This is a genomic window from Haloferax sp. AS1, from assembly GCF_014530665.1.
Classification (GTDB): domain Archaea; phylum Halobacteriota; class Halobacteria; order Halobacteriales; family Haloferacaceae; genus Haloferax; species Haloferax volcanii.
Genome location: NZ_SPSA01000001.1, coordinates 1,267,534 through 1,291,385, shown reverse-complemented (window position 1 = coordinate 1,291,385; position 23,852 = coordinate 1,267,534). Strand labels below are relative to the sequence as shown.

At 68.5% G+C, this 23,852-nt stretch carries 25 protein-coding genes; 14 read left to right on the top strand and 11 right to left on the bottom strand.

Features of this window, described 5'->3' with window-relative positions; genetic code table 11:
- Positions 1–116: 116 nt before the first annotated feature.
- A complete protein-coding gene (locus tag E4P24_RS06950) occupies positions 117–758 on the top strand; it encodes a LysE family transporter (RefSeq protein ID WP_186328121.1) in 642 nt (213 codons plus the stop codon).
- Positions 759–854: 96 nt separating this feature from the next.
- On the top strand, positions 855–1,280 hold the full coding sequence (locus E4P24_RS06945) for an OsmC family protein (RefSeq protein ID WP_004043618.1): 426 nt from the start codon (positions 855–857) through the stop codon (positions 1,278–1,280).
- 63 nt (positions 1,281–1,343) lie between these two features.
- Here the strand turns inward: E4P24_RS06945 and E4P24_RS06940 are convergent, their stop codons facing one another.
- The gene (locus E4P24_RS06940) at positions 1,344–2,150 is read right to left on the bottom strand and encodes an aminoglycoside N(3)-acetyltransferase (protein WP_188148286.1); all 807 of its coding nucleotides are present in this window, start codon (positions 2,148–2,150) and stop codon (positions 1,344–1,346) included.
- Between the two features lie 84 nt (positions 2,151–2,234).
- Between E4P24_RS06940 and E4P24_RS06935 the strand changes: the two genes are divergently transcribed.
- Positions 2,235–2,486, top strand: a complete 252-nt coding sequence (locus E4P24_RS06935) for a hypothetical protein (protein WP_188148285.1) — start codon at positions 2,235–2,237, stop codon at positions 2,484–2,486.
- A 2-nt stretch (positions 2,487–2,488) separates the two neighbouring features.
- Here the strand turns inward: E4P24_RS06935 and E4P24_RS06930 are convergent, their stop codons facing one another.
- From E4P24_RS06930 to E4P24_RS06915, 4 genes are all read right to left on the bottom strand, one after another.
- Positions 2,489–2,713: a hypothetical protein gene (locus E4P24_RS06930; RefSeq protein ID WP_004063573.1), complete on the bottom strand. Its 225-nt coding sequence runs from the start codon at positions 2,711–2,713 to the stop codon at positions 2,489–2,491.
- A 314-nt stretch (positions 2,714–3,027) separates the two neighbouring features.
- Positions 3,028–3,819 carry a 5'/3'-nucleotidase SurE gene (gene surE, locus E4P24_RS06925; RefSeq protein ID WP_115859988.1) on the bottom strand — a complete coding sequence of 264 codons (792 nt, stop codon included), beginning with the start codon at positions 3,817–3,819 and terminating at the stop codon, positions 3,028–3,030.
- Between the two features lie 105 nt (positions 3,820–3,924).
- Positions 3,925–5,328, bottom strand: a complete 1,404-nt coding sequence (locus E4P24_RS06920) for a small ribosomal subunit Rsm22 family protein (protein WP_188148664.1) — start codon at positions 5,326–5,328, stop codon at positions 3,925–3,927.
- An 87-nt stretch (positions 5,329–5,415) separates the two neighbouring features.
- Complete coding sequence (locus E4P24_RS06915) at positions 5,416–6,234, bottom strand: prephenate dehydrogenase/arogenate dehydrogenase family protein (protein WP_163489030.1); 819 nt, start codon at positions 6,232–6,234, stop codon at positions 5,416–5,418.
- 128 nt (positions 6,235–6,362) lie between these two features.
- On the opposite strand from E4P24_RS06915, the gene E4P24_RS06910 reads away from it, so the two are divergent.
- From E4P24_RS06910 to E4P24_RS06900, 3 genes are all read left to right on the top strand, one after another.
- The gene (locus E4P24_RS06910; RefSeq protein WP_223173894.1) at positions 6,363–7,064 is read left to right on the top strand and encodes a hypothetical protein; all 702 of its coding nucleotides are present in this window, start codon (positions 6,363–6,365) and stop codon (positions 7,062–7,064) included.
- Positions 7,065–7,178: 114 nt separating this feature from the next.
- Positions 7,179–8,024 (top strand): NAD(P)-dependent oxidoreductase, encoded by an 846-nt coding sequence (locus tag E4P24_RS06905; protein WP_188148284.1) that lies wholly within the window; start codon positions 7,179–7,181, stop codon positions 8,022–8,024.
- 165 nt (positions 8,025–8,189) lie between these two features.
- Positions 8,190–8,711 (top strand): hypothetical protein, encoded by a 522-nt coding sequence (locus tag E4P24_RS06900; RefSeq protein WP_004043626.1) that lies wholly within the window; start codon positions 8,190–8,192, stop codon positions 8,709–8,711.
- A gap of 33 nt (positions 8,712–8,744) precedes the next feature.
- Here the strand turns inward: E4P24_RS06900 and E4P24_RS06895 are convergent, their stop codons facing one another.
- Positions 8,745–9,920: a Xaa-Pro peptidase family protein gene (locus E4P24_RS06895; protein WP_188148283.1), complete on the bottom strand. Its 1,176-nt coding sequence runs from the start codon at positions 9,918–9,920 to the stop codon at positions 8,745–8,747.
- 324 nt (positions 9,921–10,244) lie between these two features.
- Between E4P24_RS06895 and aroA the strand changes: the two genes are divergently transcribed.
- Both aroA and E4P24_RS06885 read left to right on the top strand, forming a co-directional pair.
- On the top strand, positions 10,245–11,537 hold the full coding sequence (gene aroA / locus E4P24_RS06890; RefSeq protein ID WP_188148282.1) for a 3-phosphoshikimate 1-carboxyvinyltransferase: 1,293 nt from the start codon (positions 10,245–10,247) through the stop codon (positions 11,535–11,537).
- Positions 11,538–11,603: 66 nt separating this feature from the next.
- The gene (locus tag E4P24_RS06885) at positions 11,604–11,924 is read left to right on the top strand and encodes a nucleotide pyrophosphatase (protein WP_115802509.1); all 321 of its coding nucleotides are present in this window, start codon (positions 11,604–11,606) and stop codon (positions 11,922–11,924) included.
- Here the strand turns inward: E4P24_RS06885 and E4P24_RS06880 are convergent.
- Positions 11,913–12,443: a DUF6653 family protein gene (locus E4P24_RS06880; protein WP_188148281.1), complete on the bottom strand. Its 531-nt coding sequence runs from the start codon at positions 12,441–12,443 to the stop codon at positions 11,913–11,915. The two genes, E4P24_RS06885 and E4P24_RS06880, sit on opposite strands and share 12 nt — an antisense overlap.
- A gap of 106 nt (positions 12,444–12,549) precedes the next feature.
- On the opposite strand from E4P24_RS06880, the gene aroC reads away from it, so the two are divergent.
- The 6 genes from aroC to E4P24_RS06850 all read left to right on the top strand — a co-directional run bounded on the left by aroC (position 12,550) and on the right by E4P24_RS06850 (position 20,583).
- Positions 12,550–13,707, top strand: a complete 1,158-nt coding sequence (gene aroC, locus E4P24_RS06875; protein ID WP_188148280.1) for a chorismate synthase — start codon at positions 12,550–12,552, stop codon at positions 13,705–13,707.
- Between the two features lie 199 nt (positions 13,708–13,906).
- Positions 13,907–15,802 carry a 2-oxoacid:acceptor oxidoreductase subunit alpha gene (locus E4P24_RS06870; RefSeq protein ID WP_115802507.1) on the top strand — a complete coding sequence of 632 codons (1,896 nt, stop codon included), beginning with the start codon at positions 13,907–13,909 and terminating at the stop codon, positions 15,800–15,802.
- A 3-nt stretch (positions 15,803–15,805) separates the two neighbouring features.
- Positions 15,806–16,744, top strand: a complete 939-nt coding sequence (locus tag E4P24_RS06865) for a thiamine pyrophosphate-dependent enzyme (protein ID WP_004043633.1) — start codon at positions 15,806–15,808, stop codon at positions 16,742–16,744.
- Between the two features lie 117 nt (positions 16,745–16,861).
- Positions 16,862–17,290, top strand: coding sequence for an HTH-type transcriptional regulator LrpA1 (gene lrpA1, locus E4P24_RS06860; protein WP_004043634.1), 429 nt, complete (start codon positions 16,862–16,864; stop codon positions 17,288–17,290).
- A gap of 119 nt (positions 17,291–17,409) precedes the next feature.
- Positions 17,410–18,738, top strand: coding sequence for a DNA polymerase IV (gene dinB / locus E4P24_RS06855; RefSeq protein WP_188148279.1), 1,329 nt, complete (start codon positions 17,410–17,412; stop codon positions 18,736–18,738).
- A gap of 63 nt (positions 18,739–18,801) precedes the next feature.
- Positions 18,802–20,583, top strand: coding sequence for a helicase HerA domain-containing protein (locus E4P24_RS06850; protein WP_188148278.1), 1,782 nt, complete (start codon positions 18,802–18,804; stop codon positions 20,581–20,583).
- A 45-nt stretch (positions 20,584–20,628) separates the two neighbouring features.
- Here the strand turns inward: E4P24_RS06850 and tpiA are convergent, their stop codons facing one another.
- The 4 genes from tpiA to E4P24_RS06830 all read right to left on the bottom strand — a co-directional run bounded on the left by tpiA (position 20,629) and on the right by E4P24_RS06830 (position 23,627).
- Positions 20,629–21,273 carry a triose-phosphate isomerase gene (gene tpiA / locus E4P24_RS06845; RefSeq protein ID WP_004043637.1) on the bottom strand — a complete coding sequence of 215 codons (645 nt, stop codon included), beginning with the start codon at positions 21,271–21,273 and terminating at the stop codon, positions 20,629–20,631.
- Positions 21,274–21,423: 150 nt separating this feature from the next.
- Positions 21,424–21,945: a multiprotein bridging factor aMBF1 gene (locus E4P24_RS06840; protein ID WP_081597081.1), complete on the bottom strand. Its 522-nt coding sequence runs from the start codon at positions 21,943–21,945 to the stop codon at positions 21,424–21,426.
- Between the two features lie 75 nt (positions 21,946–22,020).
- The gene (locus E4P24_RS06835) at positions 22,021–23,442 is read right to left on the bottom strand and encodes a PAS domain-containing sensor histidine kinase (RefSeq protein WP_188148277.1); all 1,422 of its coding nucleotides are present in this window, start codon (positions 23,440–23,442) and stop codon (positions 22,021–22,023) included.
- Entirely contained in the window at positions 23,442–23,627 is a 186-nt protein-coding gene (locus E4P24_RS06830; RefSeq protein WP_115891274.1) for a hypothetical protein, read from the bottom strand. Before E4P24_RS06830 ends, E4P24_RS06835 begins: the two co-directional genes overlap by 1 nt.
- Between the last annotated feature and the right edge of the window lie 225 nt (positions 23,628–23,852).

The following is a 23,852-nucleotide window of genomic DNA, read 5'->3' as shown; positions in this document are numbered from 1 at the left end:
CCGACCACCCGGCCCCAACGTCGATTGCGACGGCGGTCCGTTCGGCCCCGGCGATAGAGCTATCACCCGGCGACGCATCGGAGCGGTCACGAAGGTGATGTCTATTAACCGCCACAATCGGAATCTTCGTCCGCGGACTCGTTCTCGGCGTCTCGATAGCCGCGCCGGTCGGTCCAATCGGCGTCCTGTGCATCCAGCGAACGCTTTCTAAGGGCCGGCGCTCCGGCTTCGTCAGCGGACTCGGAGCGGCGTCCGCGGACGCGGTCTACGGGGCCATCGCGGGGTTCGGCCTCGCCGCGCTCTCGTCGGTGCTGCTCGGCCACCGCAACGCAATCGCGCTCGCTGGTGGGGCGATTCTCCTGTACATCGGCATCCGGTCGATTCGGGGCGACCCGGCGTCCGTCGAGTCGGCACCGACGACCGAGCAGTCGGCCGTCGTGTCGCCCGACTCGAACGCCCGGACGCTCGCGGCCGACTTCGGGTCGACGTTCCTCCTGACGCTGACGAACCCGGTGACGATACTGGCGTTCGTCGGCATCTTCGCCGGCTTGGGCGTCGGCGTCTCGGGCGACTACCTCGCGGCGGCGGTCCTCGTCGCGGGCGTCTTCGCCGGGTCGGCGCTCTGGTGGTTCGTCCTGAGCGCCGCCGTCGACCGCGTCCGGGAGCGAGTCACCCCGGCGGTCCTCCGCCGGGTGAACCAACTCGCGGGCGTCGTCATCGTCGGGTTCGGCGTCGCGGCGCTCTGGAGCGGCCTGTGACGGGCCACCCGGCACCTCCGCATCCCGCCGGTTCGGTCCCCTCGAACGCTTCGCCGCCGCTATCTCCATATCGCTTGCGACCGTAGTGTGCGTGTCATGCCCACGCACAAGGCGGAGACCACGTGGACCGGCGGCAAAGACGGAAGCGGCGAGTTCTCGACCGAGAGCGGGACCGTCGAGGGGACGTTCACGTTCCCGACGCGGTTCGAAGACGAACTCGGGTCGAACCCCGAGGAGCTCATCGGCGCGGCCCACTCCGGCTGTTTCTCGATGCAGTTGACCGCGTTCCTCGAAGGCGAGGGCTACGCGCCGACGAGCCTCCACACCGCGGCCGACGTGCATCTCGACCCGGCCGACGGCGGCGGCTTCGAAATCTCGCGCATCGACCTGACGCTCGACGCCGACGTGCCCGGCATCGACGAGGAGACGTTCGACGACCTCGCCCAGCGCGCAAAGGAAAACTGCCCGGTGTCGAAGGCGCTCGCCGGGCCGGAACTCACGCTGACCGCGACGCTCGCCTGAGGGCGCGCGTCGCCTGCCGTGTTGTTTTTGTGAGCCGACCGAGTCGGCCGCGACACCCCACTTTCAGCGGTTCGACTCGAACCAGTCTTCGGCGAAATCGACCAGCGCGGGCTGGTCGAAGAGCGTCGCCGTCGCGGCCGCGACCGACCCCTCGGTCGCGCCGACGGTCGTCTCGAACGCCTCGCCGACCGCTTCGAAGTCGTCGGTCTCGACCTCGATGTCGTCGTACTCGACGACGACGCGCTCGCCGTCTCGGAGCAGCGGCGCGCGCTCTCTCGTCCGCGTCTTTTCGAAGTCCGCGCGGTGCTCGGCGAGGTGGAGCGACGTGTTGTTCCCGTGGCCGACGCCGAGTAAGAGCACGTCGCCGCCGCGGTCGTACACCCGCGCCAACGGCGACCCGTCGCCGAGGCCGTAATCGAGTTCGTGGCCACCGACGATTTCCTCGGCGGCCGCGCCCCACGCCGCGAAGGAGACCGTCGGATGCTCGCTGCGGACGACGCCGGGGTAGTTGCGGAAGCACTCGGGCACCGCGCCCATCCCGCGGGTCGGCGTCACGTCGGGGCGGAACGGCGGCATCGACTCGCCGATGGTTTCGACCCAGTCGTCGGGGACCGGCGGGTTCTCCCACACCGACGGGTCGGTGTACTGGCCGGTGTGGGTCGGCATGACCAGCGTCCCGTCGTCGGTCAGCACCGTCTGGAGGGCGTCTACGACCGCCTGCGGGCCGCCGGCGACCCAGCCGAGCGAACTGAGCGACGAGTGGACGAGGAGGGTGTCGCCGGCCGCGGCGCCGAGCGCGCGGAGGTCCGCGGCGAGCGAATCCACGGTTCCGGGTTCGTCCACGCGCTCGACGGCGTCTGCTTCGGACATACGCGTCCGTCGGCCGGCCCGGGATTCAATCTTTGGTGTCGGTCGACCGAAAGGACCACGTTCGCCCCCGGCGACGCGTTCGACATGTCACGCGTCTCCGCCCGTGACGCCCTCCGCTACGCGACCGAAGACGACGCCATCGCGCTGTTCGCCGTCATCGTCGGCGGTTGGGTGTTGCTGACTATCGGCACGTTCGCCCTCGCGGGCTACGGGTTCGGACTGATGTTCGCGCTCGGAATCGTCGCTTCGCTCGCCGGGGCGTTCGCGGTGTTCGCCGGCGTCGTCGGCCTCGCGTACAAACTGCTGGTCGACAGTCGGCGGGCGGCGTCGGAATAACGTCAGTTCACCGCCCGGGAGAAGCCGACGTAGGTCACGTAACAGAGCCCGGCCGTCACGAGAAAGACGAACTGGTAGCCGGTGTTCGAGACGATGTCGAGGACCGACTGCGCCGGTCGGAGCAGTTTCAGCCACAGCACCATGCCCACACCGAGCATCGCGACGAGCCAGAGACCTCCCAAGAGCGGCCGCTGTTTCAGATAGTCGTTGAGTTCGTCGCGGTTCATGTCATTTGAGACATAACTCACTCGTGAAAAGATTGCGATGACTGCTGGGCCGTCGCGTGCGAGGGTGTCCGCGAATCACCGCTAGCGGGTCGCTCCGTCTGTCGGGACCCGGGGTCGCGGCCTCAGAAGAACCGCTCGAACAGCCGACCGAGGAGGAGGATGACGAGCGGGAGGCTGAACAGCACCGCGATAGCGACGAGGAAGCCGGTGACGATTCCCGACCGGCACCCGCGGCCTGAAGAACCGGAGTCATCGGTCTCGTCGGCGCTTCAGGCCCCACCGATATACGTTTTGTTGCCCGCTTCCCGCTTCGCTCACTCCAGATACGTCTCGGCGAGCGCGTCCAGCGCCTCGTGGCGGTGGGTCGTGTGCGGCGCGGTCAGCGGCGAGACCGACACGCGACCCTCGACGACGGCCCGGCGGTCGGTGCCGTCGGGGTCCGGAATATCGCCGGTTTCCATCCGCTCCCAGACGCGGTCGTGGAGCTTCACGGTGCCGTTTTCGAACTCCGCGGTCATGTCGTACAGCTCCGAGGGAACTGTCACCTGCATGTCCGCGGGTCCCCCGTCGGGACCGGACACGGGCGCGTTGACGTTGAGGTAGTCGCACTGCTCGAAGACGCCGGCGGGTTCGGCGTGTTTGACGAGGTACGACGCGGCGTTGGTCGCCTCGCGGAAGTCCCGCGGGTCGGTCGCCTTCTCGTGCCACGGCAGGTCGCCGCCGGCGGGGACGTACAGCGAGAGGGCGATGGCGGGCACGTCGAAGAACGCGGCCTCGACGGCGGCGCTGACGGTCCCCGACCGGCCGAGGACGTACGCGCCGATGTTGGCTCCCTTGTTGATGCCGGAGACGACCATGTCCACGTCGGGACACAGCGCCTCCAACCCGGCGACCGTGCAGTCGGCGGGCGTCCCCTCCAGCGCGTAGCCGAGTTCGTGCTCGGCGACGACCGCGTCGGTGGACATCTTCCGGCCGACCGCGCTCTGGTCCGTCGCGGGCGCGACCGCGGTCACGTCGGCGAACTCCGAGAGGGCGTCGTAGAGCGCGCGGAAGCCCACGCTCTCGATGCCGTCGTCGTTGGTGAGGAGGATGCTGGGTTCGCTCATGGTCCGACTCGGGACGGAGGCCGCAAAAAGCCACCCGTCGGGCGGGGCGCGATAGGGTTGTCAGCGGGCGGGCGAAGTCGGACGGCGGCGGCCGACGCGGGCCGCTCAGGCGACGCGGTCCACGAGCGTCTCGTCGTCGACGACGAGGTTGTACGCCCCCTCGTCGTCGTTCCAGAGCGCGAGGACGTTCTCGAAGACGAGCACGTCGCCGTAGTCGGCGTCGGCCACGTCGGCGTTCAGCACGGTGTCGCGCGTGCGGACGGCGTAGTGGTCGACCGCCTCGCTCCCGTCGCCGATTTTGAACACCTGGTTGTTCCCCTCCGACAGGTCGTGGCTCAGTTTGACCGCCAGCAGGTCGATGCGGTTCGTCACGTGGCGTTCCATCTCGGCCATCTTGGCGAACCGCGCGGGGTTGCCGCGCACGTCGAGGCGGCGCTCGCCGTCGGTGCGGAGGACGCTGTACGAGTACTGCACGTCCACGTTGACGAAGGTGCCCTCGTCCTCGTCGCCCGCGCGCCCCTCGTCGAGGCGGCGCTGGAACCCCGGCACGTCGAGGTCGGGCTGCACGTCGAACGACCAGCCGCGGTCCGAGGGCGCGTAGCCGTCCCAGAGGCGGAGCGCCGGCGAGTACACCGTCACGTCGCCGTCGGCCGGCGCGACCTCGCGTTCGACCTCGCGGAGGCCGATGCTCGTGTTCCGGTCGGCCGGCGCGATGGCGACGACTGCGCCGTCGGCGGCGAGCGCGTCGAGGTACTTGCGGACGACCGCGGCGGGGTCGTCGAGTTCGCTCAGGACGCTGGCGAACAGGACGAGATCGTACTCGCCGTCGGGGGCGAACGCCTCGGCGGTCTCGCGGTGGACGGTCGTCCGGAAGTTCCGGCGCGTCTCGCCGAGCATCCGGTCGAGCACGTCCGCGGAGGCGCTCGGTTCGACCGCGTGGTAGTCCACGACCGAATCGTCGGGGAGGTAGTCGTGCAGACCGAGCGCGGGGCCGCCGGTTCCGGCACCCACGTCGAGCACGCGGGGGTTTCGCGGGAGTAGGCTCCGCTCCGCGAGGTCGGAGAGGACGTAGCCGACGGCCGCGTAGTAGTCCGGGAGGTGGTATATCGCGTAGCCGAGCGCGGCGTCCTCGTCGTACTCGACGGGGGTGCCCCGGTAGTAGTCCTCTTTCAGTTGGCGGACGCGCTCCCGGAGGCGGTCGCCCGACTCACCGACGTGCCAGTTCGCGCCGTAGCGCCCGATGAGCAGGTCTTCGAGGGCAAAGGAGTAGTCGTCGGGGAAGGCCGCGGGCGACCAGTTCCGAACCGGCGCGGGGTCGGCGTTCGCGGGGACGAACGTGCCGTCGTCGCGCTCGAACAGGCCGAGGTCGTGGGCCTCCTCGCGGAGCGTCTGTTTCACCACGGCGGGGTGGGGCGCGCCCTCGATGTAGTCGGCTATCTCGTCGGGGTCGACGGGGCGGACGTTTCTGAGGTACTTCGCGTTGTCGCGGACGGCGTCTCTGTCTATCATCGGTGGGCTGTGGAGCGAGTCGCCGTCGCCCGCGCGGGAGCTGTCGGCCCGCCGCGGGGCGTCGGCGTCGGCGTCTCCCTTCACTCGTCACTCGACAGGGTCGTGCTTGTCGGTCTGGTCGCGGTCGCGACTGCGGTCGTCGGCGACGCGGTCGGCTCCAGCGGCCACACCGGAGTCGCCGCGGGAGACGCGCCGGTAGAGGTCGTCGAACGCCTCGTCGTCGGCCGCCGCGAGTTCGCGGGCCGCGTCGGCGACGCGGTCGGCCCCGTCGCCGAACGAGGACTGGATGTCCGCGTACACGCGCGGGGTGCCGCCGGCCACCGAGGCGACGAGCTCGTCGAGCGCGGCCGAAATCGGCGTGGCGAACTCCTCGCGCACGTCGTCGGCGGCGAGGCCGAACGAGAGGACGGCCGCGTGGGCGGCCGCCTGCACCGTCTCCATCGCCGCGTCGTGTTCCTCGGGCGTCGTCTCGAAGACGCGGTTGCCGGCCGCGTCGAGGTCGGAGAGCAGGGCGTCTGTGTACGCGCCCGGTTCGTCGGCGACGGCGGCGACGTTGCCGGGGGCGTTGTGCGGGGCGAAAAGCGGGTGGAGGCTGAGGCGCTCGCGGTCGGGGAGGTGGTCGCGCATCGCCGCCACCGGGGGTTCCATCGCGCCGGTCACGTCGCACATCGCGGCGTCCGCGCGGTGGGCGTTGCCGGCGACGGCGTCGGCCGCGAGGCGCATCGGGACCGCGAGACAGACCACGTCGAACCGCTCGTCGCCGTCCAGCGGGACCGCCCGCCCGCCCAGCGCGTCCGCTGCGGCGACCGCGCTCTCGGGGTCCGCGTCGGCGAACGCGAGGTCGGCGTCGACGGTGCGGCCGAACCAGCGTCCCATTGCGCCCGCGCCGACGATGAGCACGTCCATCGGTACGGGTGTGGAGGTGCGGCGGGCAAAAGGGAATCGGTGGCGGCGGGTGTGGCGAGACCGGGGTCGGCCGGAGGCGTCCGAACCACCAGTTATTTCGCTGACAGACTGGACGCTAACGAACGACGATGCCCTCCCCCAATTCAGACACCAACGCCGACCGCCGGACTCGAAGACGCGTCCTCGCCGGACTCGGGTCAGCGGCCGTCGTCGGCATCGCCGGTTGTAGCGGGCGAGTGCCCGGACTCGGCCCCGAACGAGTCGGTGCCGAGACGACGGTACGGGACGGAAGCGGTTTGGGGTCTCCCGAAATCCTCTGGCGGTACCCGCGGCGCGAGGGCGACGAAGACGGCATCGGGTACGCGGCCGTGGATGCGAGACGGGTCGACCGCCTCGAAGGCCGCTTCCCGACGCTGTCGCTCCAGTTCAACTCGACCGTCGGCGGACTCGCGGCCGACGAACCCTACGAGGGATACCGTCTCGACTGGTTCCGCTTTCGGTTCGAACCGCCGTCGTCGTACGAGCAGGCGACCAGCTACGCGGCGCGCGTCGAGCCGCCGGGACAAGGAGAAGGGGACGGGTTTTCGACGTATTACGACCGCGAGAGCACCACTAAACGGACCGTCATCGAACTTCGAGACGTGCAGATGCAGGGGACGATTCTCGTCCCGGCCGTGTTCGCCCCGACGACCGAGTCGCTCCCGAAGACGCTGTACTGTCAGTTCACCGTGCAGGCGTCGCGTCCGGGACTCGGTGGCAAGACCGTGCGCGCCAGCGGCGAAGGGAATCTCCCGCTGGACGGTCTCCGTGGATCCTCGACGTCGGACTGAGCGACCTCTGCGCGGAACTCCCGACGAGACGCTCACCCGCGCCCGACCCGCAAACCGCGTTCAACCGACTCCCGGTGTGCGAACCGTCAAGTGGTCGATGGCCGATAGGAAACTATGGCATTCGATGATGTTGATTTCGAGGGTCGGACGGCCTTCATCACGGGAACCAGTCGCGGCATCGGGAAGGCCATCGCGCTCGACCTGGCCGACCGGGGCGCGAACGTCGTCTCGACGGGCAAGACCGTCGACGGGCGCGAGGACCTCCCCGGAACCATCGTCGAGACGACGGAGGAGATACGCGAGCGCGGCGGCAGTTCCATCTGGTGCCAACTCGACGTGCGCGACGACGCTTCCGTGCGGACCGCCATCGACGAGACGGTCGACGCCTTCGGCGGCATCGACTTCGTCGTCAACAACGCGGGCGCGATTCACATGGCCGGCTTCGAGGACACGCCGCCGAAGCGGTTCGACCTCCTCATGGACGTGAACGCCCGCGGGGCGTACGCGACGACGCACGCCGCGCTCCCGCACCTCCGCGAGAGCGACCACGCCCACGTCGTCACGTTCTCGCCGCCGATGCCCGCCCGGCCCGCCCCGGGGAAGGTGGCCTACGCGCTCTCGAAGTACGGCATGACGTTCATCGCGCAGTCGCTCGCGGGCGAACTCGACGCCGACGACGTCGGCGTGAACGCGCTGTGGCCGGTCGCGGCCATCGAGTCCGAGGCGACGCGACACTTCGGGATGGGCACGCCCGAGGACTGGCGCACCCCGCAGATTATGTGCGACGCCGTCGCCGAACTGTTCTCGCGCGACCCGACCGACTGTACCGGCAACGCGTTCTACGACGAGGAACTGCTGTCCGAGGCCGGCATCGACGATTTCTCGCCGTACGCGGTCGTCGAGGGGAGCGAGCCCGGACCGATGTCGGCCCGGCTGTTCGACCCGACCTACGAACGCTGACCCCGATTATCGGCGGTGAGACTCGGATATGGACGTTTATGTTCAATGAACTCGAAATAGCGTGCGATGAGTTCATGCGTCGGCGCTGTGAACCCGGTCTCCCCGACGCGATATTCTACCGAATCGGCAATTAGACTTAACTACCGGTGGGGAATCGCATAGCGCATGGAGTTCCCTCGCCTCCCGACACGCGACACGAGCGGTCAGAAGGTCGTCCTCCCGGACGACCTAGAGGGTGAACAGACGCTCGTGCTCATCAGCTTCGACCGCCGCCAGCAGTCGTTGGTCGGGTCGTGGCGCGGGTTCGCAAAGGAGTTGTGCGAGACGTACGGGCATTTCGAGTACTACGAACTGCTCGTCCTCGGCGGGCGAAGCGGGATGATGCCGCCGATGTCCGGCGGCGGGATGTCTCCGGAGGCGGCCCGGAGCCGAACCCACGACAACGCGCTCATCGCGCGAGTGGACAAGACCGCGCTCCAGCGCCGCCTCGGACTGCTCGGGGAGGGCAACATCTACGCGCTTCTCATCGAAGACGGGACGGTCGTCCGACAGGCCGCCGGCGTGCTCACGCCCGAGACGGGCGACGCGCTGGAGGACCTCTTGAAACAGTGGCGCGAGGCCAACTCCGGGTGGACCGACGCGTCGCCCGCCGGCAGCCCGACCGGCGACAACGCCCTCGACAGCTAAGTTTTCACGCCGGTTTCGCGTCCGTCGCGCCGGCTACTCGACGACGAGTTCGACCGGGTACTCCGTCAGGTTCTCGTAGCCGTCCTCGGTGACGACCACGAGGTCCTCGATTCTGACGCCGCCGATTTCGGGGTCGTACAGCCCCGGTTCGATAGTGATGACGTGTCCGGGCCGAAGCTCCTCGCCGCTCGGACTCAGCGACGGGAGTTCGTGCACGTCGAGGCCGACGCCGTGGCCGGTGCTGTGGATGAAGCCGGTCTCCGCCGAGGGGTCGGCGCGGAGCGTGCTCTCGCCGGCCGCCTCGTACACGTCGCAGACGGCGTCGTGGACGTCTTTGCCGGTCGCGCCGGGTTCGACGGCGTCGAGGGCGGCCTCGAACGCCTCCTCGGTGAGGTCGAACCACTCGCGTATCTCGGGCGACGGCTCGCCTTTCACGAACGTCCGGGTCATGTCGCCGTTGTACTTCGTCTCCTTGTCGCGCGGGAAGATGTCGATGATGACGGCCTCGTCGGCTCGGAGCGGGCCGCTCCCGCGGTCGTGCGGGTCGGCGGCGTCGGCTCCACAGGCGACGATGGTCTCGTCGAGGGCGCAGCCGTGGCGCAGGAGCGTCACCTCGATTTCCTCTCTGACGCGCTCGCTCGTCAGCGGTTCGCCCTCGTAGGTGAGCGTGCCGTCGTCGGCCACGTCGGCGTCGCGGATGAGCCCCTCGGCGGCGCGCATCGCGGCCTCGTTGGCGTCCTGTGCGGCGTGGATACGTTCGACTTCCTCGTCGGCTTTCACCGCGCGGATGTTCGTGAGCACGTCGTCGGTCTCGGCGTCGACCGCGACGCCCTCCTCGCGCAGGGCGTCGGCGGTGCCGAGCGGGAAGTCCGCGGGGGCCGCGAGCGAGTCGACCCCGTGGTCAGCGAGGAACGCCGCGACCGTCTTGGCCTTCCCGACGACCGCGCCGTGTTCGGCGTGGTTGTCGCGGTAGTCGTAGTCCGAGAGTCGAGAGACGGTGTCGGCGCGGCTCTCCTTTTTCGCGCGGCCGAACTCCAGCGTCGAGACGAGGAGGTGGATTCCCGCGGGCGTGTAGAGCGTCACGTACGGGTCCGGCGCGTCGAACCCGGAGAGATACAGCTGGTTGGAGTCGCTGCCGTCGGCCGAGATGAGATAGCCGTCGAACTCGTCGCCGAGGAACTCGGCCAGCGGTGAGAAATCGGGTTCCATACGCCGGAGTTCGCCCGGCCGGTAGTAAAGCTCTCGCGTCGCGGTCGGCGGGTTCCGGTATCGGCACCGCGACACGCCTCTTCGGGCGAGAGACGCGCCGCGGATTGACCGCCGGAACTCGCCGCGACCGCCATGCGAGCGTCGCGTGGCTCGCCGGCACAACGGTCCGCTTCGACGGTGAGGTTCTACCGGACGTACGATACGCTCTCCCGCGATATATGTTTGTTGGCAGACACGAAATCGAGCGACCGCGTCGCCGTCGCCGTCCGGGAGAACGTCGCCGCGTCCGGTACCCTGATACCGGACCCTGCCGACCCCTCGCGTATGGACGCGCACGTCACCCCGTCTCGGGTCGCCGGACGCACCCGAGCGCCGCCGTCGAAGAGTTACACCCACAGAGCCGTCCTCGCCGCGGGTTACAGCGACGAGGCGGTCGTCCGCGACGCGCTCGTCAGCGCCGACACCAAGGCGACCATGCGCGCGGTCGAGGCGTTCGGCGGGTCGGTCGACCGCGACGGCCAGACGGTCGAGGTCGCCGGCTTCGGCGGCCGCCCGGGCACGCCCGACGACGTGGTCAACTGCGAGAACTCGGGGACGACGATGCGCCTCGTCACCGGCTGTGCCGCCCTCGCAGAGGGCCTGACGGTCCTCACGGGCGACGCGTCGCTCCGGTCGCGGCCCCACGGCCCGCTTCTCGACGCCGTCTTCGACCTCGACGGCCGCGCCGAGAGCACGCGCCGCAACGGGCAGGCCCCGCTCGTCGTCGGCGACGGCATGACCGGCGGCACGGTCGAGATTCCCGGCGACGTGTCCTCGCAGTTCATCACGGCGCTCCTCATGGCCGGCGCGGTCACCGAGGAGGGCATCGACGTGGAACTCACGACGGAACTCAAATCCTCGCCGTACGTCGATATCACGCTCGAACTCCTCGCCGACTTCGGCGTGGAAGCGACCCGGACCGACGCCGGCTTTTCGGTCCCCGGCGGCCAGTCGTACGCCCCCGAGGGCGGCGCGTACAGCGTCCCCGGCGACTTCTCGTCTCTCTCCTATCTGCTCGCGGCCGGCGCGGTCGCCGGCGCGGAGGGCGAAGACGTTGTCATCGAGGGCGCGCGGCCGTCCGCGCAGGGCGACAGCGCCATCGTCGACATCGTCCGCGACATGGGCGCGACGGTCGACTGGGACGAGGACGCCGGCGAACTGGTGGTCTCCGCGGCCGACCTCACGGGGACGACCGTGGACGTGGGCGACACGCCCGACCTGCTGCCGACCATCGCGGTCCTCGGCGCTATCGCCGACGGCGACACGGTCATCGAGAACTGCGAGCACGTCCGCTTCAAGGAGACCGACCGCGTGAGCGCGATGGCGGAGGAACTCGCGAAGCTGGGCGCGAACGTCACCGAACAGCGGGACCGTCTCACGATTCACGGCGGCGAGACCGACCTCGTCGGCGCGGCGGTCGACGGCCGCGGCGACCACCGCATCGTCATGTCGCTGGCCGTCGCCGGCCTCGTCGCGGACGGCGAGACGACGATTGCGGGCAGCGAACACGTCGACGTGTCGTTCCCGAACTTCTTCGAGGCGATGCGCGACCTCGGAGCCGAGATGACCGAGCACTGAAGGCGCGACCCCACAGCGACCCGCACGGACGGAACTTTTTTCGCCCGCACGCACGCCGACGGTGGTATGTTCGACGCCGACGCGCAGGCGCTCCGCGAGCGACGGTCGGACGGCGAGTACCTTCTGCCGGCCTACGACGACTGGTGTTTCTCGCGGATTCCGGGGACCGTCGCAGACCTGCTCGGCGCGGACGCCGGGCCGCGACTCCCCGCCGAAGCGACCGACGGCTACGACGGCGTGTCGCGCGTGGTCGTCCACCGCGACCTCGGCGTCTGGTACGGCGACGAGGACGGGGGCAAACTCGACTTCGTCGCCATGCACGGCGACCTCCACCCCGACGAGATGCTGATTCCGTTCGCCACGGCGACGCTCGATTCACTCCGCTGAGTCGGCGTCGGGGCCGCGGCCCGTCACGCCCGTCTCCTTCACGACGGCGTCGACCCACCAGAGTTTGAGGACCATCACGCCGAGCGTGCCGAGGAGCGTGCCGACCGGCCTGCGCCGTATGGCCGAGACGACGGCGTAGAGCGTGACCGGGACGTTGAGCACGTTGAGCACGTTCGGGTAGTCGAGGCCCATCGTCCCCCGCCCGGCGTCGAGCCACGCGCGCTCTGCGAGGACGATTCTGCTGAGGTAGTTGTCGGTGCGCGCGGGGCGCGGGAACAACACCGGGTTGACCGCGGTGAACGCGAGGGCGGCGAGAAAGAGCCGGCGGTCCCGGCGGTAGACGGCGTACATCAACACCGGGGAGACGAGGATGCGCGTGCCGGCGCTCCACGGGTTGGCGTGGCGCTCCCAGAACGCCGCTTCGAAGCGGTCGCGGAGGCCGGAAGCGGAAGGAGACGCGGCGGCGGGGTCGGAGTCGAGAGCGGAGGCGGCGGGGTCGGTGGAGGGCGGTGAATCCATACGCTCGGTTCGTCCGCGTCGAGCATGAACGTGGGGGCGCCGAACCCCCGCCCACGATTGCACCTTTCTACAAACACTAAATGGGCGGCCACCCGAGGGGCGGGTAATGAACGGCAACGAATTCGGTCGTCTCTTTCGGATGACCACCTACGGCGAGAGCCACGGCGACGCGATGGGCGTCACGATATCCGGCTGTCCCGCCGGCGTGGAGCTGTCGGTCGAAGACGTCCAGGCGGAACTGGACCGGCGGAAACCCGGCCAGTCGATGATTACGACGAGCCGCGGCGAACCGGACGCCGTCGTCGTCAACTCCGGCGTGCAGGACGGCTACACGACGGGCACGCCCATCGGGATGGTCGTCCAGAACAAGGACGCCCGCTCGGGCAAGTACGAGCCGTACGTGACCGCGCCGCGGCCCTCCCACGGCGACTTCACGTACTCGGCGAAGTTCGGCACGCGCAACTGGGGCGGCGGCGGGCGCTCCTCGGCGCGCGAGACGGTGAACTGGGTCGCCGCCGGCGCGGTGGCCAAGCAGGTCATCGAGCAGAGCGACCACGACATCGAAATCAAGGCGCACGTGAATCAGATTGGCGACGTGGAAGCGCCGGAGGTCTCCTTCGACGACCTGCGCGAGCACACGGAGGAAAACGACGTTCGCTGCGCGCACCCCGAGACGGCGGCGGAGATGCAGGAGCTCATCGAGGAGTACCAGAAGGAAGGCGACTCCATCGGCGGCTCGATTTACTTCGAGGCGCAGGGCGTCCCGCGCGGCCTCGGCGCGCCCCGGTTCGACTCCTTCTCCGCGCGACTCGGACAGGCGCTCATGTCGGTGCCGGCGGCGACGGCGTTCGAGTTCGGCCTCGGCCGCGAGGCCCGCGAGTGGACCGGCCACGACCGCAACGAGAACTGGGAATTTGATGAAGAGGGCGACCCCCGACCCGTCGGCAACAACCACGGCGGCATCCAGGGCGGCATCACCACCGGCGAGCCTGTGTACGGCGAACTGACGCTCCACGCGCCCACGTCCATCCCGAAGAAACAGCGGACCGTCGACTGGGAGACCGGCGAGGAAAAGGAGATTCAGGTCGTCGGCCGGCACGACCCCGTGCTCCCGCCCCGCGGCGTCCCCGTCGTCGAGGCGATGCTCTACGTGACCGTCCTCGACTTCATGCTCCTCGGCGGACGCATCAACCCCGACCGCCTCGACGGGGGGGCCGGCGAGTACGACACCCCGTACCACCCGTCGAGTCCCGACAACGAGTAGCGAACCCGATTCCGAGTTATCGTTCACTCTATTCCGCGGGCGTGACAGTCCGTTCGTCCACTTTCGACGGTGGGAGAGTGAGTCAGTTTAACAATATTAAGACCTTCATTATCTTTACTTGTTAATCCATAGCAAAGTCTTTAATCGGACCCTCCCCAACTTTTCAGGTAGCGCCCCAGCGGGGCCGTGAGCTCAACATATGACTGACCACGAACTTATCTGGCGTATCGCAGGGGGTTCCGGTGACGGTATCGCCTCGACGAGCCAGAACTTCGCCAAAGCCCTGATGCGAGCGGGGCTACACGTTTTCACGCATCGACACTATCCGTCGCGCATCCGCGGTGGCCACACGTACACGGAAGTGCGCGTCAGCGCCGACCCCGTCAAGTCCCGCGGCGACGGGTACAACTTCCTCCTCGCGCTCGGTGACTCCTTCGCCCGCAACCCGAGCGAGGGTGCCTACTACGGCAACGAGGAGATCAAGCCGCTGTCGGAGAACCTCGACGAACTCGACGAAGGCGGCGTCATCGTCTACGACTCCGGCCTGCTCGACGCCTCCGAAATCGAGGACTTCGACGAGCGCGTCGAAGAGAACGACTGGCACGTCTACGACATCGACCTGCGCACCATCGCCCGCGAGCACGGTCGCGAGGTCATGCGCAACACCGCCGGCGTCGCCGTCACGTGCGCCATCGCCGGCATCGAACCCGACGTCATCAAGAGCCTGATGTCGGACGCGATGCCCGACAAGATTCTCGAACCCAACCTGACCGTCTTCGACGACGCCTACGAGATGGTCCAAGAGGAGTACGACGTCGAGGCTCCCGACGTGTCCGCGCCGACCGGCGAACACGACGAAGAGCAGGTGCTTCTCTCCGGCTCCGACGCCATCGCGTACGGTGCCATCGACGAAGGCTGCCGCTTCATCGCGGGCTACCCGATGACCCCGTGGACGGAAGTCTTCACCATCATGACCCAGAACCTCCCCGAGCTCGGCGGCATCTCCGAGCAGGTGGAGGACGAAATCGCCGCGGCCGCGCTGGCAATCGGTGCCTCTCACGCGGGCGTCAAGGCGATGTCCGGGTCGTCCGGTGGCGGCTTCTCGCTCATGTCCGAGCCGCTCGGTCTCGCGGAAATCACCGAGACGCCGCTCGTGCTCGTCGAGGCCATGCGCGCCGGCCCCTCGACGGGGATGCCGACGAAGCCCGAGCAGTCCGACCTCGAACACGTTCTGTACACCTCGCAGGGCGACTCCCACCGCATCGTCTTCGCGCCCGGGAACGCCGCCGAGGCGTACTACCAGACGCGCAAGGCGTTCCAGATCGCCTACGAGTACCAGATTCCGTCCATCGTCCTTTACGACCAGAAGCTCGGCGGCGAGCTCTCGAACGTCCCGGCGTCGGTCTTCGACGAGGAGCCGAACGCCGACCTCGGCTCGGTCCTGACGGAAGCGGAACTCGAAGACGCGCCGCACGACGACTCCGGCAAGTACCAGCGCTTCCAGCACGACACCGAAAACGGCGTCTCGCCGCGTTCGCTGCCGGGCCAGAAGGGCGGTCGCTACCTCGCAACGGGTAACGAGCACATGCCCGCGGGTCACATCTCGGAGTCCCCCGAGAACCGCGTCGCGCAGATGAACCGCCGCATGCAGAAGGTCGACAACATCCGTGCCGAACTCGACGCAGACGGCGAGTTCAACACGGTCCACGGCGACGAGGACGCCGACCTCGGCCTCATCACCTTCGGCAGCCAGCAGGGCACCGTCGAAGAGGCCGCCGACATCCTCAACGAGAAGGGCCACTCGGTCAAGGTCCTCGGCGTCTCCGAGATGATGCCGTTCCCGAAACAGCAGGTCGCGGAGTTCCTCGACAGCGTCGACGAAGCGCTCGTCGTCGAGATGACCGCCTCCGCCCAGTTCCGCGGACTCATCTCCAAGGAACTCGGCGGCTACGGCGACCAGATGTCGAGTCTCCTCAAGTACAACGGCAACCCGTTCGAGCCCGCCGACATCGTCGAGGGCTTCGAGACGGCGCTCCTCGAAGGCGAGGAGCTCCCAGACAACCGCACGAAGTTCGTCCCCAAGGTGGGTGAATAAATCATGAGTGCATTCAGCGCAATCGGTGAAGAAACGGAGCAGGACCAAAACGAGTTCACCCCCGGACTCGAACCCCAACCGACGTGGTGTCCGGGCTGCGGTGACTTCGGTGTCCTCAAGGCGCTCAAAGGCGCGGCGGCCGAACTCGGCCTCTCGCCCGACGAGATGATGGTGACGACCGGCATCGGCTGTTCCGGCAAGCTCAACAGCTACTTCAACAGCTACGGCTTCCACACCATCCACGGCCGCTCGCTTCCCATCGCCCGCGCCGCCAAGCTGGCGAACCCCGGTCTGACCGTGGTCGCCGCCGGCGGCGACGGTGACGGCTACGGCATCGGTGGCAACCACTTCATGCACACCGCCCGTGAGAACCACGACATCACCTACATCGTGTTCAACAACGAGATCTTCGGCCTCACGAAGGGCCAGACCTCGCCCACGTCGCCGATGGGTCACAAGTCGAAGACCCAGCCCCACGGCTCGGCCAAGACGCCGCTGCGCCCGCTCTCGATGTCCCTGAACGCCGGGGCGTCGTACGTCGCGCGGACCGCGGCCGTCAACCCGAACCAGGCGAAGGACATCATCGTGGAAGCCATCCAGCACGACGGCTTCTCCCACGTCGACTTCCTCACGCAGTGTCCGACGTGGAACAAGGACGCCCGTCAGTACGTCCCGTACATCGACATCAACGACTCCGACGACTACGAGTTCGACAACACGAACCGCTCGGAGGCCTCCGAGATGATGTTCGAGACGGAGAACGCCCTCCACGAGGGCACCGTCCTCACCGGCCGGTACTACGTCGACGAAGACCGCCCGTCCTACCAGCAGGAGAAACAGCGCATCGGCGAGATGCCCGAAGAGCCGCTCGCGGAGCGCTACTTCGACGACTCCTACGAGTGGGAGCGGACGTTCGACAACTTCCTCGACAAGCACAAGTAACGCCGCCGACGCCGTCTCGGCGCTCGGTTTTCGGCCGATAGCCGCGCCGGTTCGATGTGACCGAGAACCCTTTTCGGATTCGCAAGATATTTTTCTCCCGTAGGAAAACCAACGGGCATGGAAACCACGTCCACGGAGGGACGCATCCTCGCGGTCTTGGAGGAAGACGCGAAAGCGTCGTACGCCCAGATTGCAGACCGGGCGGACGTGTCGAAGCCGACGGTTCGGAAGTACATCCGCAAACTCGAAGACGACGGCGTCATCATCGGCTACTCCGCCGACATCGACCCGAAGAAACTCGCCGGACAGTCCATCGCCATGGTCGGCATCGACGCGACCAGCGAGCGCTACGTCGAGGTCACGCGCATCCTCAAGGAACTCGACTCGGTGGAGGCGCTCTACACCTCCTCCGGCGACCATATGCTGATGGCCGAGGTCCGCGCCGTCGACGGCGACTCCCTCGGCGACGTCATCTCCGACGAGATTCTGTCTATCGACGGCGTCACGGCCGCACACCCCTCGTTCCTCCAAGAGCGACTGAAGTAACGCGCCCGGCTCGGCCGAGAAGCCGACGACCGCGACCGACTCGCCGCGTCCGTTCCCTCCCGCTTTACGTTCGCCGCGCTATCTGAAGCTTCAGGTGCGTCGCGCCCGTCCACTCGACCATGGCGGAGGAGACGCTGCCGGGCACGGCCGACGACGACGGTCCCGACAGCATCGTCCTTCACGTCGACATGGACTGCTTTTACGCCGCCTGCGAGCGCCTGCGCGAACCCGAACTCGAAGGCGAGCCGGTGGTCGTCGGCATGGGCTACGAGCCCGGCGAGGGCCACGGCGCGGTCGCCACCGCGAGCTACGAGGCCCGCGAGTTCGGCGTCGAGAGCGCCCAGCCGATTTCGACGGCGCTCGAACGCCTCCCGCGCATCGACGACCTCGGGCCCGACGACGACCCCGCGGCGGCGGGCCACTACCGCACCGTCGACCTCGAATTCTACAAGAGCGTCGCCGCCGACGTGAAGGCGATTCTCCACGACTGCGCCGACGTGGTCCGCGAGGTGAGCATCGACGAGGCCTACCTCGACGTGACCGACCGGACCGCGTGGGACCTCGCGGCCTCGGGCGACCGGACGCTGGCGGAGGGCTTCGCCCGCTACGTGAAACAGCGCATCGCCCGCGAGGTCGGCGTCGCGGCCTCCATCGGCGTCGCGCCGAACATGTCGACCGCGAAAATCGCCTCCGACTTCGACAAACCCGACGGGCTGGTCGTCGTCCGCCCCGGCGAGGTGCGGTCGTTTCTCGCGCCCATCTCGGTCGAGGAAGTCCACGGCGTCGGGCCCGTGACGGCCCGAAAGCTCGGGTCGCTCGGTATCGAGACGGCGGGCGACCTCGCCGACGCCGACGCCGCGGCCCTCGAAGCCGAGTTCGGCTCCCGCGGTCGCGAACTCCACGAGCGGGCGCGCGGCTACGACGACCGGGCGGTCACGCCGACGGGCCGGCCCAAGAGCCTCTCGCGGGAGTCGGCGTTCACCGACCCGACGGACGACATCGAAGACAAACGGGAGGTCGTCCGCGCCCTCGCGGCCGACGTGGCCGACCGCGCGCGCTCTCGCGGGGCGATGTACCGGACCATCGGCATCAAGGTGGTCGTCCCGCCGTTCGACATCAACACGCGAGCCACGTCGCTTTCCGGGCCCGTCGACGACCCCGAACTCGTCGAGTCGGTCGCGCTCGACCTGCTCGACGCCGAGTTCGCGGAGACGACCGTCCGAAAGCTCGGCGTCCGCGTCTCGAAGCTCTCCTTCGCGGACGCCGACCAGTCGAGCCTCGACGGCTGGGAGTCCGCGGAGGCGGGCGAGACGGGCGGCGACGGCGACGAGCGTGTGAGCGACGAGCCCGAAGCGACCGCCGGTGACGACGGTGACGACGAGCCCCCGAACACCGGCGGCGAGGCCCCCTCGCGGGGCGGCCAGTCGTCGCTCGTCGAGTTCGACTGACTCCGCGGGACCGACGGGGCGAGGGGGAGGAACTATGGCGTCCGAGGGAGTCCACCAAACCGGATGACGGATTCGGAGACGGAAACCATCTCGGTCGCCGAGATCAGCGACGGTCCAGGGGGAGAGGGAACCGAAGAGCCGGGGACGACGGTCGACCTGCCGGTGGTCGACATCCTCACCGGCCGGGGGTTCGTCACGGGCAAGTCGGGGTCGGGCAAGTCGAACACGGCGTCGGTCATCATCGAGAACCTGCTGTCGGCGAACTTCCCGGTGCTCATCGTCGACACCGACGGCGAGTACTACGGCCTCAAACAGGAGTTCGAACTGCTCCACGCCGGGGCCGACGACGAGTGCGATATCCAGGTGAGTCCCGAACACGCCGAGCGACTCGCCACGCTCGCGCTCGAACAGAACGTGCCCATCATCCTCGACGTGTCCGGCTACCTCGACGACGCGGCCTCCGACGAACTGGTGACGGAGGTCGCAAAACACCTCTTCGCGAAGGAAAAGAAGCTCAAGAAACCGTTTTTGATGCTCATCGAGGAGTGCCACGAGTACATCCCCGAGAAGGGCGGGATGGACGAGGCGGGCAAGATGCTCATCAAAATCGGAAAGCGCGGCCGCAAACACGGCCTCGGCGTCGTCGGCATCTCCCAGCGCCCCGCCGACGTGAAAAAGGACTTCATCACCCAGTGCGACTGGCTCGTCTGGCACCGCCTCACGTGGCGCAACGACACCAAAGTCGTCGGGCGCATCCTCGGCTCGGAGTACGCCGACGCCATCGAGGACATGGGCAACGGCGAGGGCTTCCTCGTCACCGACTGGTCCGAGTCGATTCGGCGCGTGCAGTTCCACAAGAAAGAGACGTTCGACGCGGGCGCGACCCCCGGCCTCGACGACTTCGAGCGCCCCGACCTGAAGTCCGTCGACGGCGACCTCGTGTCGGACCTCAAGGAGATTTCCGACGAGAAGGCGAGACAGGAGAGCCGCATCGCAGACCTCAGACAGGAAATCGACAAGAAGGACGCGCGGATTCGACAGCTCGAACGGGAGTTAGAGGAGGCGCGGGACCTCTCGCGGATGGCCGACCAGTTCGCGCAGGCGATGTTCCAGAAGGCCGAAGCGCCCTACCGCGGCGGCGACGGTCGCAACCTCAACCGCCCCGCCGACAAGCAGGCCGCCCTCGGCGAGTACGACGGAAGTGCCGACGGCGACGTGGCGGACGCGGCTGCCGACGCCGCGACCGACGCCGGTTCCGGCGACGACGGGGCCGCAGACGCGGACGCGCCACCCCGACAGCCGCTCGAAGCCCCTTCCGGGCCGCCGTGGCCGACCCACGGACTGCTCTCCGAGCGCGACGAGGCGGCGGCCGACGGCACGGGCGGGCCGAGCGGCGCGGGCGCGGCGAGCGAGGCGGCCCCGTCGGCCGGCGACGAGTCGTGGCTGGCGGACGCCGAGATGGGCGACTTCCAACCGGCCGAACTCCATCCCGCGCCGGGCGCGGAGAGCCGCCGCGATGTCGTCGACCGCATGACGGCCATCATCGACGCGTTGGGCGACGCCCACCACGGGATGCTCGCGCACTACCGCGAGCGCGGCGTCTCCGACCCGTTGGCGGCCCACGTCGCCGCGGGCGAGACCGGCGACCAGCACCTCGCTTACGGGCGAAATCGGTCGCTTCGTCGGGCGGGATTCATCCGGCACGCCGGCCGCGGGAAATACGAGTACGCGCTCCCCGACCTCGTGAGCGACGAGTACGCGGACCTCTTGGGCGACGACGAACTTCGGGAGACGGTCGCGGCTATCGAGGCGTCGTTCGTCGAAGAAGAAGCCGACGGCGAGTAGTCCAGCCGTCGTTCGGTCCCGGCGGTTTTCGACGCGCGTTACAGTTTACAGCCCGGAGACGAGGTCTTCGAGCGCCGCGCGCGGGTCGTCGGCCTTGGCGACGCCGGAGGCCAGCAGGATGCCGGACGCGCCGAGTTCCTCGGCGGTCACCACGTCGTCGCCGGTCGAGATGCCAGCGCCGCAGTAGACCTCCACGTCCTCGTCCACGTTGGCCGCGGCGTCGACGGCGTCGGTGACGATGCCGGGGTCGGCCGTCGCGACGGAGACGTCGCCGCCGATGAGCTCCGGCGGCTCGACGGCGACCGAGTCGGGGCCGAGCGCGGAGACCGCACCGATTTGGGCGGGGTTGTTGGCGCAGACGCAGGTTTCGAGGCCCGCTCGCTCGGCGGCTTGGACGGAGCCGTCGATGTCTGCGAGCTTCAGGCGCTTTTCGGAGTGGTTGATGAGCGTGCCGACCGCGCCGGCCTCGGCGACGGCCTCGGCGAGGGTGCTGCCGGTGTGGCTGCCGTGGCCGTTCGGGTCGACGTGCTGGGCCCACGTCTCGACGCCGGTGTCTGCGACGCGGGAGATGTCGGCCGCCTGCGGGGAGACGGCGATGCGGACGCCGGACGCCTCGGCCACGTCGCGCGCGGCGGTGGCGACTTCGATGGGGTCACACGGGTACGCCTTGAGGTTGACTAGGATGAACACAATCGAACTCGCGTCCGGCGAGACTAATAGATTGGTTTTCGTGGGCGCGATTGCCACGAGACGGCGTCTCGCGGGCGGAAAATCGTGATAGACGAATCGAAGGGTTCGGTCGCGCGGGTCCCGCGACGGGTCGGCGTCGGGCGCTTCCGATTAGTCCTTCCGTTTGACCACGTCGCCGAGGGTGGTCGTCGTGGAGCCGCCGCCGGACCACTCGGAGTCGTCGTCGCTCTCGCCTTCGACCAGCGAGATGTCGAGCTTGCGCTCGATTTTCTTCCGGACGGAGTCCGGCGGCATGATGTCGCCGCGTTCGAGCTTGCGGATGAGGCTCGCCTTCTCGTTGAGCGACTGGGCGAGCTCTTCTTGGCTCAGCCCGCGCGACTCCCGCGCCTGCCGGATGCGGTCGTCGTAGTCGGTCGCGATTTCGTCCATGTCGTCGAACATGTCGCGGCGGCGCGTCTTCGACGACGAGGAGGAAGACGACCCCGAGGAGCGAGAGGAGTTCGAGCCCGACGAGGAGGAGGTGGAGTACTTCGTGCTCGCGCTGGAAGTCGACTCGGTGCGGACCTCCGTGCCGAACTCGGCGCAGTCGTCACACAGCTGCAGTTCTGCGCCTTCGACCTTCACAGTCTTCAGAGAGGCTTGGTCGGAGCCGCACATCTCGCACTGAGGCATACACTCACGTACCCGCCCGCCGCGTATAAAAGGCACGCCACCGGCCACCGAATCGCTCGGGACGCGACGAGGTCGCTACCGACTCCCGTCCGCCAGCGGGAGCGTCAGTTGGACGGTGCTCCACCCGTCGCGTCGGTCGTAATCGACGCGGCCGCCCGCGGATTCGACCACCCACTTGACGACCCACAGCCCCAGCCCGGAGCCGTGGCTGAGTTGCGTGATGTCCTCGTCACCGAAGACGGCCGCCCACTCGATTTCGGGGATACCGTCGCCGTCGTCGCTGACGCGGAGCGTCGCGTCGTTCTCGCAGCGCTTCGCCTCGATGCGGACCGTCACGTCCTCGGGCGTGTGTTCGAGCGCGTTCTCCACGACGTTGGCGAGCGCCTGCGCGAGTTTCGGCCCGACCGACACCGGGAGCGACGGCGGGAGGTCGAGGTCGAACGTCGCGGCGGGGAACCGAGTCCGCCGCGGCTCGACGACGGCGCGGACCGTCTCGGTCGCATCGACCACCTCGTCGGGACGCTGGTCGTCGAGGACCGCCGCGGCGGTCCGGGCCTTCTCGCTGACTCGGAGGAGCGTCTCCGTGTGCGCGGCGATTCGTGCGGCCGCGTGGTCGACGCGGGAGTCAGCCGTCGCCTCGCGTATCTCCTCGGCCATCCCGAGGACGACGTTCATCTCGTTTCTGAGGTTGTGCCGGAGGACGCGCTGGAGCACCTGTAAGTGCTCTCTGGCCCGGCGCTGGCTGGTGATGTCGGAGTAGATGGAAAAGCCGTACTGCTTCCCGTCGCCGCGACTGTACGGGATGCCGCGGTAGAGGAACTCGCGTCTGCCCCACGCGGTCTGCCGGGTGACGACGGCGTGGTTTGCCTTCCCGTCGGCCGTCCGCTGGTCGAAGTCGACCGCCTCGTCGTCGGCGTCCGGCGGGACGATGAAGTCGTTGAGCGACTCGCCGCGCACCTCGTCGGCGTCGTAGCCGAAGACGGTCTCGAACCCCGGGTTGACCGCCCGAACGACCGGCTCGATGCCGACGATTTCGAACTCGATGACCGCGTCGTCGATGAGGTCGAACAGGTGGTCGAAGCGGTCGCGCTCGGTGTGCAGCCGCGCGGTCGTCGGTTCGGACGGCTCTCGGCAGACCGCGCCGACGACCCGGTTCGCGTCGGAGTCGGAGTCGAAGCGGTCGCCGTCCCCGTCCCCATAACCACCGCCGTCGCCGCCGCGGTACGGGGCGAACTCGAGTTCGATGTCGATTTCGGCTGGCGCGTCCCCGACCGCCGGCCCGTCGTCACCCGCCGAGAGCCGACAGCGGCACCGACGGCTCTCCCACCCGCTCGCCCTTCGCACGGCGTCGAGCGTCCCGCGAACGTCCGGCCAGTCCCCGTCGCCGACGAAGTCGGAAAGCGGTCGCCCACGGAGCGCCGCGGCGTCCGCACCGAGCTGCGCCGCGAACTCGTCGCTCGCGTGGATTACGGTTCCCGCCGCGTCGACGACGAACATCAGTCGCTGAGCGTCGCGTACGGCGGTCGGTCCCGCGTTCGGGGCCGGCGAGTCGCCACCGAGACGCCCGCCGGTTCGGTCACGAACTCGACGGACTGTGCCGCGCCGTCGCGGGCGGTATCGGCCCCGCCGGCGCGTCTCGGGCCGCACCCCACGTCGAGAACGCCGTCGTGCGAGCGCGTCACGGCCGAACACGCTCCAGATTCAAAACTGAAGATAACCGAATCGAACGCCGGTATCGTCCCCGATACAGACGGTGTGTAGTATAATTCAGAATCATTTGAGGACGGTAACTGGTGATAATCTCAATCATATAAATCTGGTTTAGCGGGCAACATCCACACCCGACGCGGGGCGGTCCAACCTGGTTACGGGAGCGAAACGGATGCTAGAGCGGACCGAAAGAGCGC

What these genes read in the sequence shown, in the direction of transcription:
- E4P24_RS06945 (WP_004043618.1), top strand. Translation starts at nt 855, where the DNA reads ATGCCCACGCACAAGGCGGAGACCACGTGGACCGGCGGCAAAGACGGA.
- E4P24_RS06940 (WP_188148286.1), bottom strand. Translation starts at nt 2,150, where the DNA reads ATGTCCGAAGCAGACGCCGTCGAGCGCGTGGACGAACCCGGAACCGTG.
- E4P24_RS06935 (WP_188148285.1), top strand. Translation starts at nt 2,235, where the DNA reads ATGTCACGCGTCTCCGCCCGTGACGCCCTCCGCTACGCGACCGAAGAC.
- E4P24_RS06930 (WP_004063573.1), bottom strand. Translation starts at nt 2,713, where the DNA reads ATGAACCGCGACGAACTCAACGACTATCTGAAACAGCGGCCGCTCTTG.
- surE (WP_115859988.1), bottom strand. Translation starts at nt 3,819, where the DNA reads ATGAGCGAACCCAGCATCCTCCTCACCAACGACGACGGCATCGAGAGC.
- E4P24_RS06920 (WP_188148664.1), bottom strand. Translation starts at nt 5,328, where the DNA reads ATGATAGACAGAGACGCCGTCCGCGACAACGCGAAGTACCTCAGAAAC.
- E4P24_RS06915 (WP_163489030.1), bottom strand. Translation starts at nt 6,234, where the DNA reads ATGGACGTGCTCATCGTCGGCGCGGGCGCAATGGGACGCTGGTTCGGC.
- E4P24_RS06910 (WP_223173894.1), top strand. Translation starts at nt 6,363, where the DNA reads ATGCCCTCCCCCAATTCAGACACCAACGCCGACCGCCGGACTCGAAGA.
- E4P24_RS06905 (WP_188148284.1), top strand. Translation starts at nt 7,179, where the DNA reads ATGGCATTCGATGATGTTGATTTCGAGGGTCGGACGGCCTTCATCACG.
- E4P24_RS06900 (WP_004043626.1), top strand. Translation starts at nt 8,190, where the DNA reads ATGGAGTTCCCTCGCCTCCCGACACGCGACACGAGCGGTCAGAAGGTC.
- E4P24_RS06895 (WP_188148283.1), bottom strand. Translation starts at nt 9,920, where the DNA reads ATGGAACCCGATTTCTCACCGCTGGCCGAGTTCCTCGGCGACGAGTTC.
- aroA (WP_188148282.1), top strand. Translation starts at nt 10,245, where the DNA reads ATGGACGCGCACGTCACCCCGTCTCGGGTCGCCGGACGCACCCGAGCG.
- E4P24_RS06885 (WP_115802509.1), top strand. Translation starts at nt 11,604, where the DNA reads ATGTTCGACGCCGACGCGCAGGCGCTCCGCGAGCGACGGTCGGACGGC.
- E4P24_RS06880 (WP_188148281.1), bottom strand. Translation starts at nt 12,443, where the DNA reads ATGGATTCACCGCCCTCCACCGACCCCGCCGCCTCCGCTCTCGACTCC.
- aroC (WP_188148280.1), top strand. Translation starts at nt 12,550, where the DNA reads ATGAACGGCAACGAATTCGGTCGTCTCTTTCGGATGACCACCTACGGC.
- E4P24_RS06870 (WP_115802507.1), top strand. Translation starts at nt 13,907, where the DNA reads ATGACTGACCACGAACTTATCTGGCGTATCGCAGGGGGTTCCGGTGAC.
- E4P24_RS06865 (WP_004043633.1), top strand. Translation starts at nt 15,806, where the DNA reads ATGAGTGCATTCAGCGCAATCGGTGAAGAAACGGAGCAGGACCAAAAC.
- lrpA1 (WP_004043634.1), top strand. Translation starts at nt 16,862, where the DNA reads ATGGAAACCACGTCCACGGAGGGACGCATCCTCGCGGTCTTGGAGGAA.
- dinB (WP_188148279.1), top strand. Translation starts at nt 17,410, where the DNA reads ATGGCGGAGGAGACGCTGCCGGGCACGGCCGACGACGACGGTCCCGAC.
- E4P24_RS06850 (WP_188148278.1), top strand. Translation starts at nt 18,802, where the DNA reads ATGACGGATTCGGAGACGGAAACCATCTCGGTCGCCGAGATCAGCGAC.
- E4P24_RS06840 (WP_081597081.1), bottom strand. Translation starts at nt 21,945, where the DNA reads ATGCCTCAGTGCGAGATGTGCGGCTCCGACCAAGCCTCTCTGAAGACT.
- E4P24_RS06835 (WP_188148277.1), bottom strand. Translation starts at nt 23,442, where the DNA reads ATGTTCGTCGTCGACGCGGCGGGAACCGTAATCCACGCGAGCGACGAG.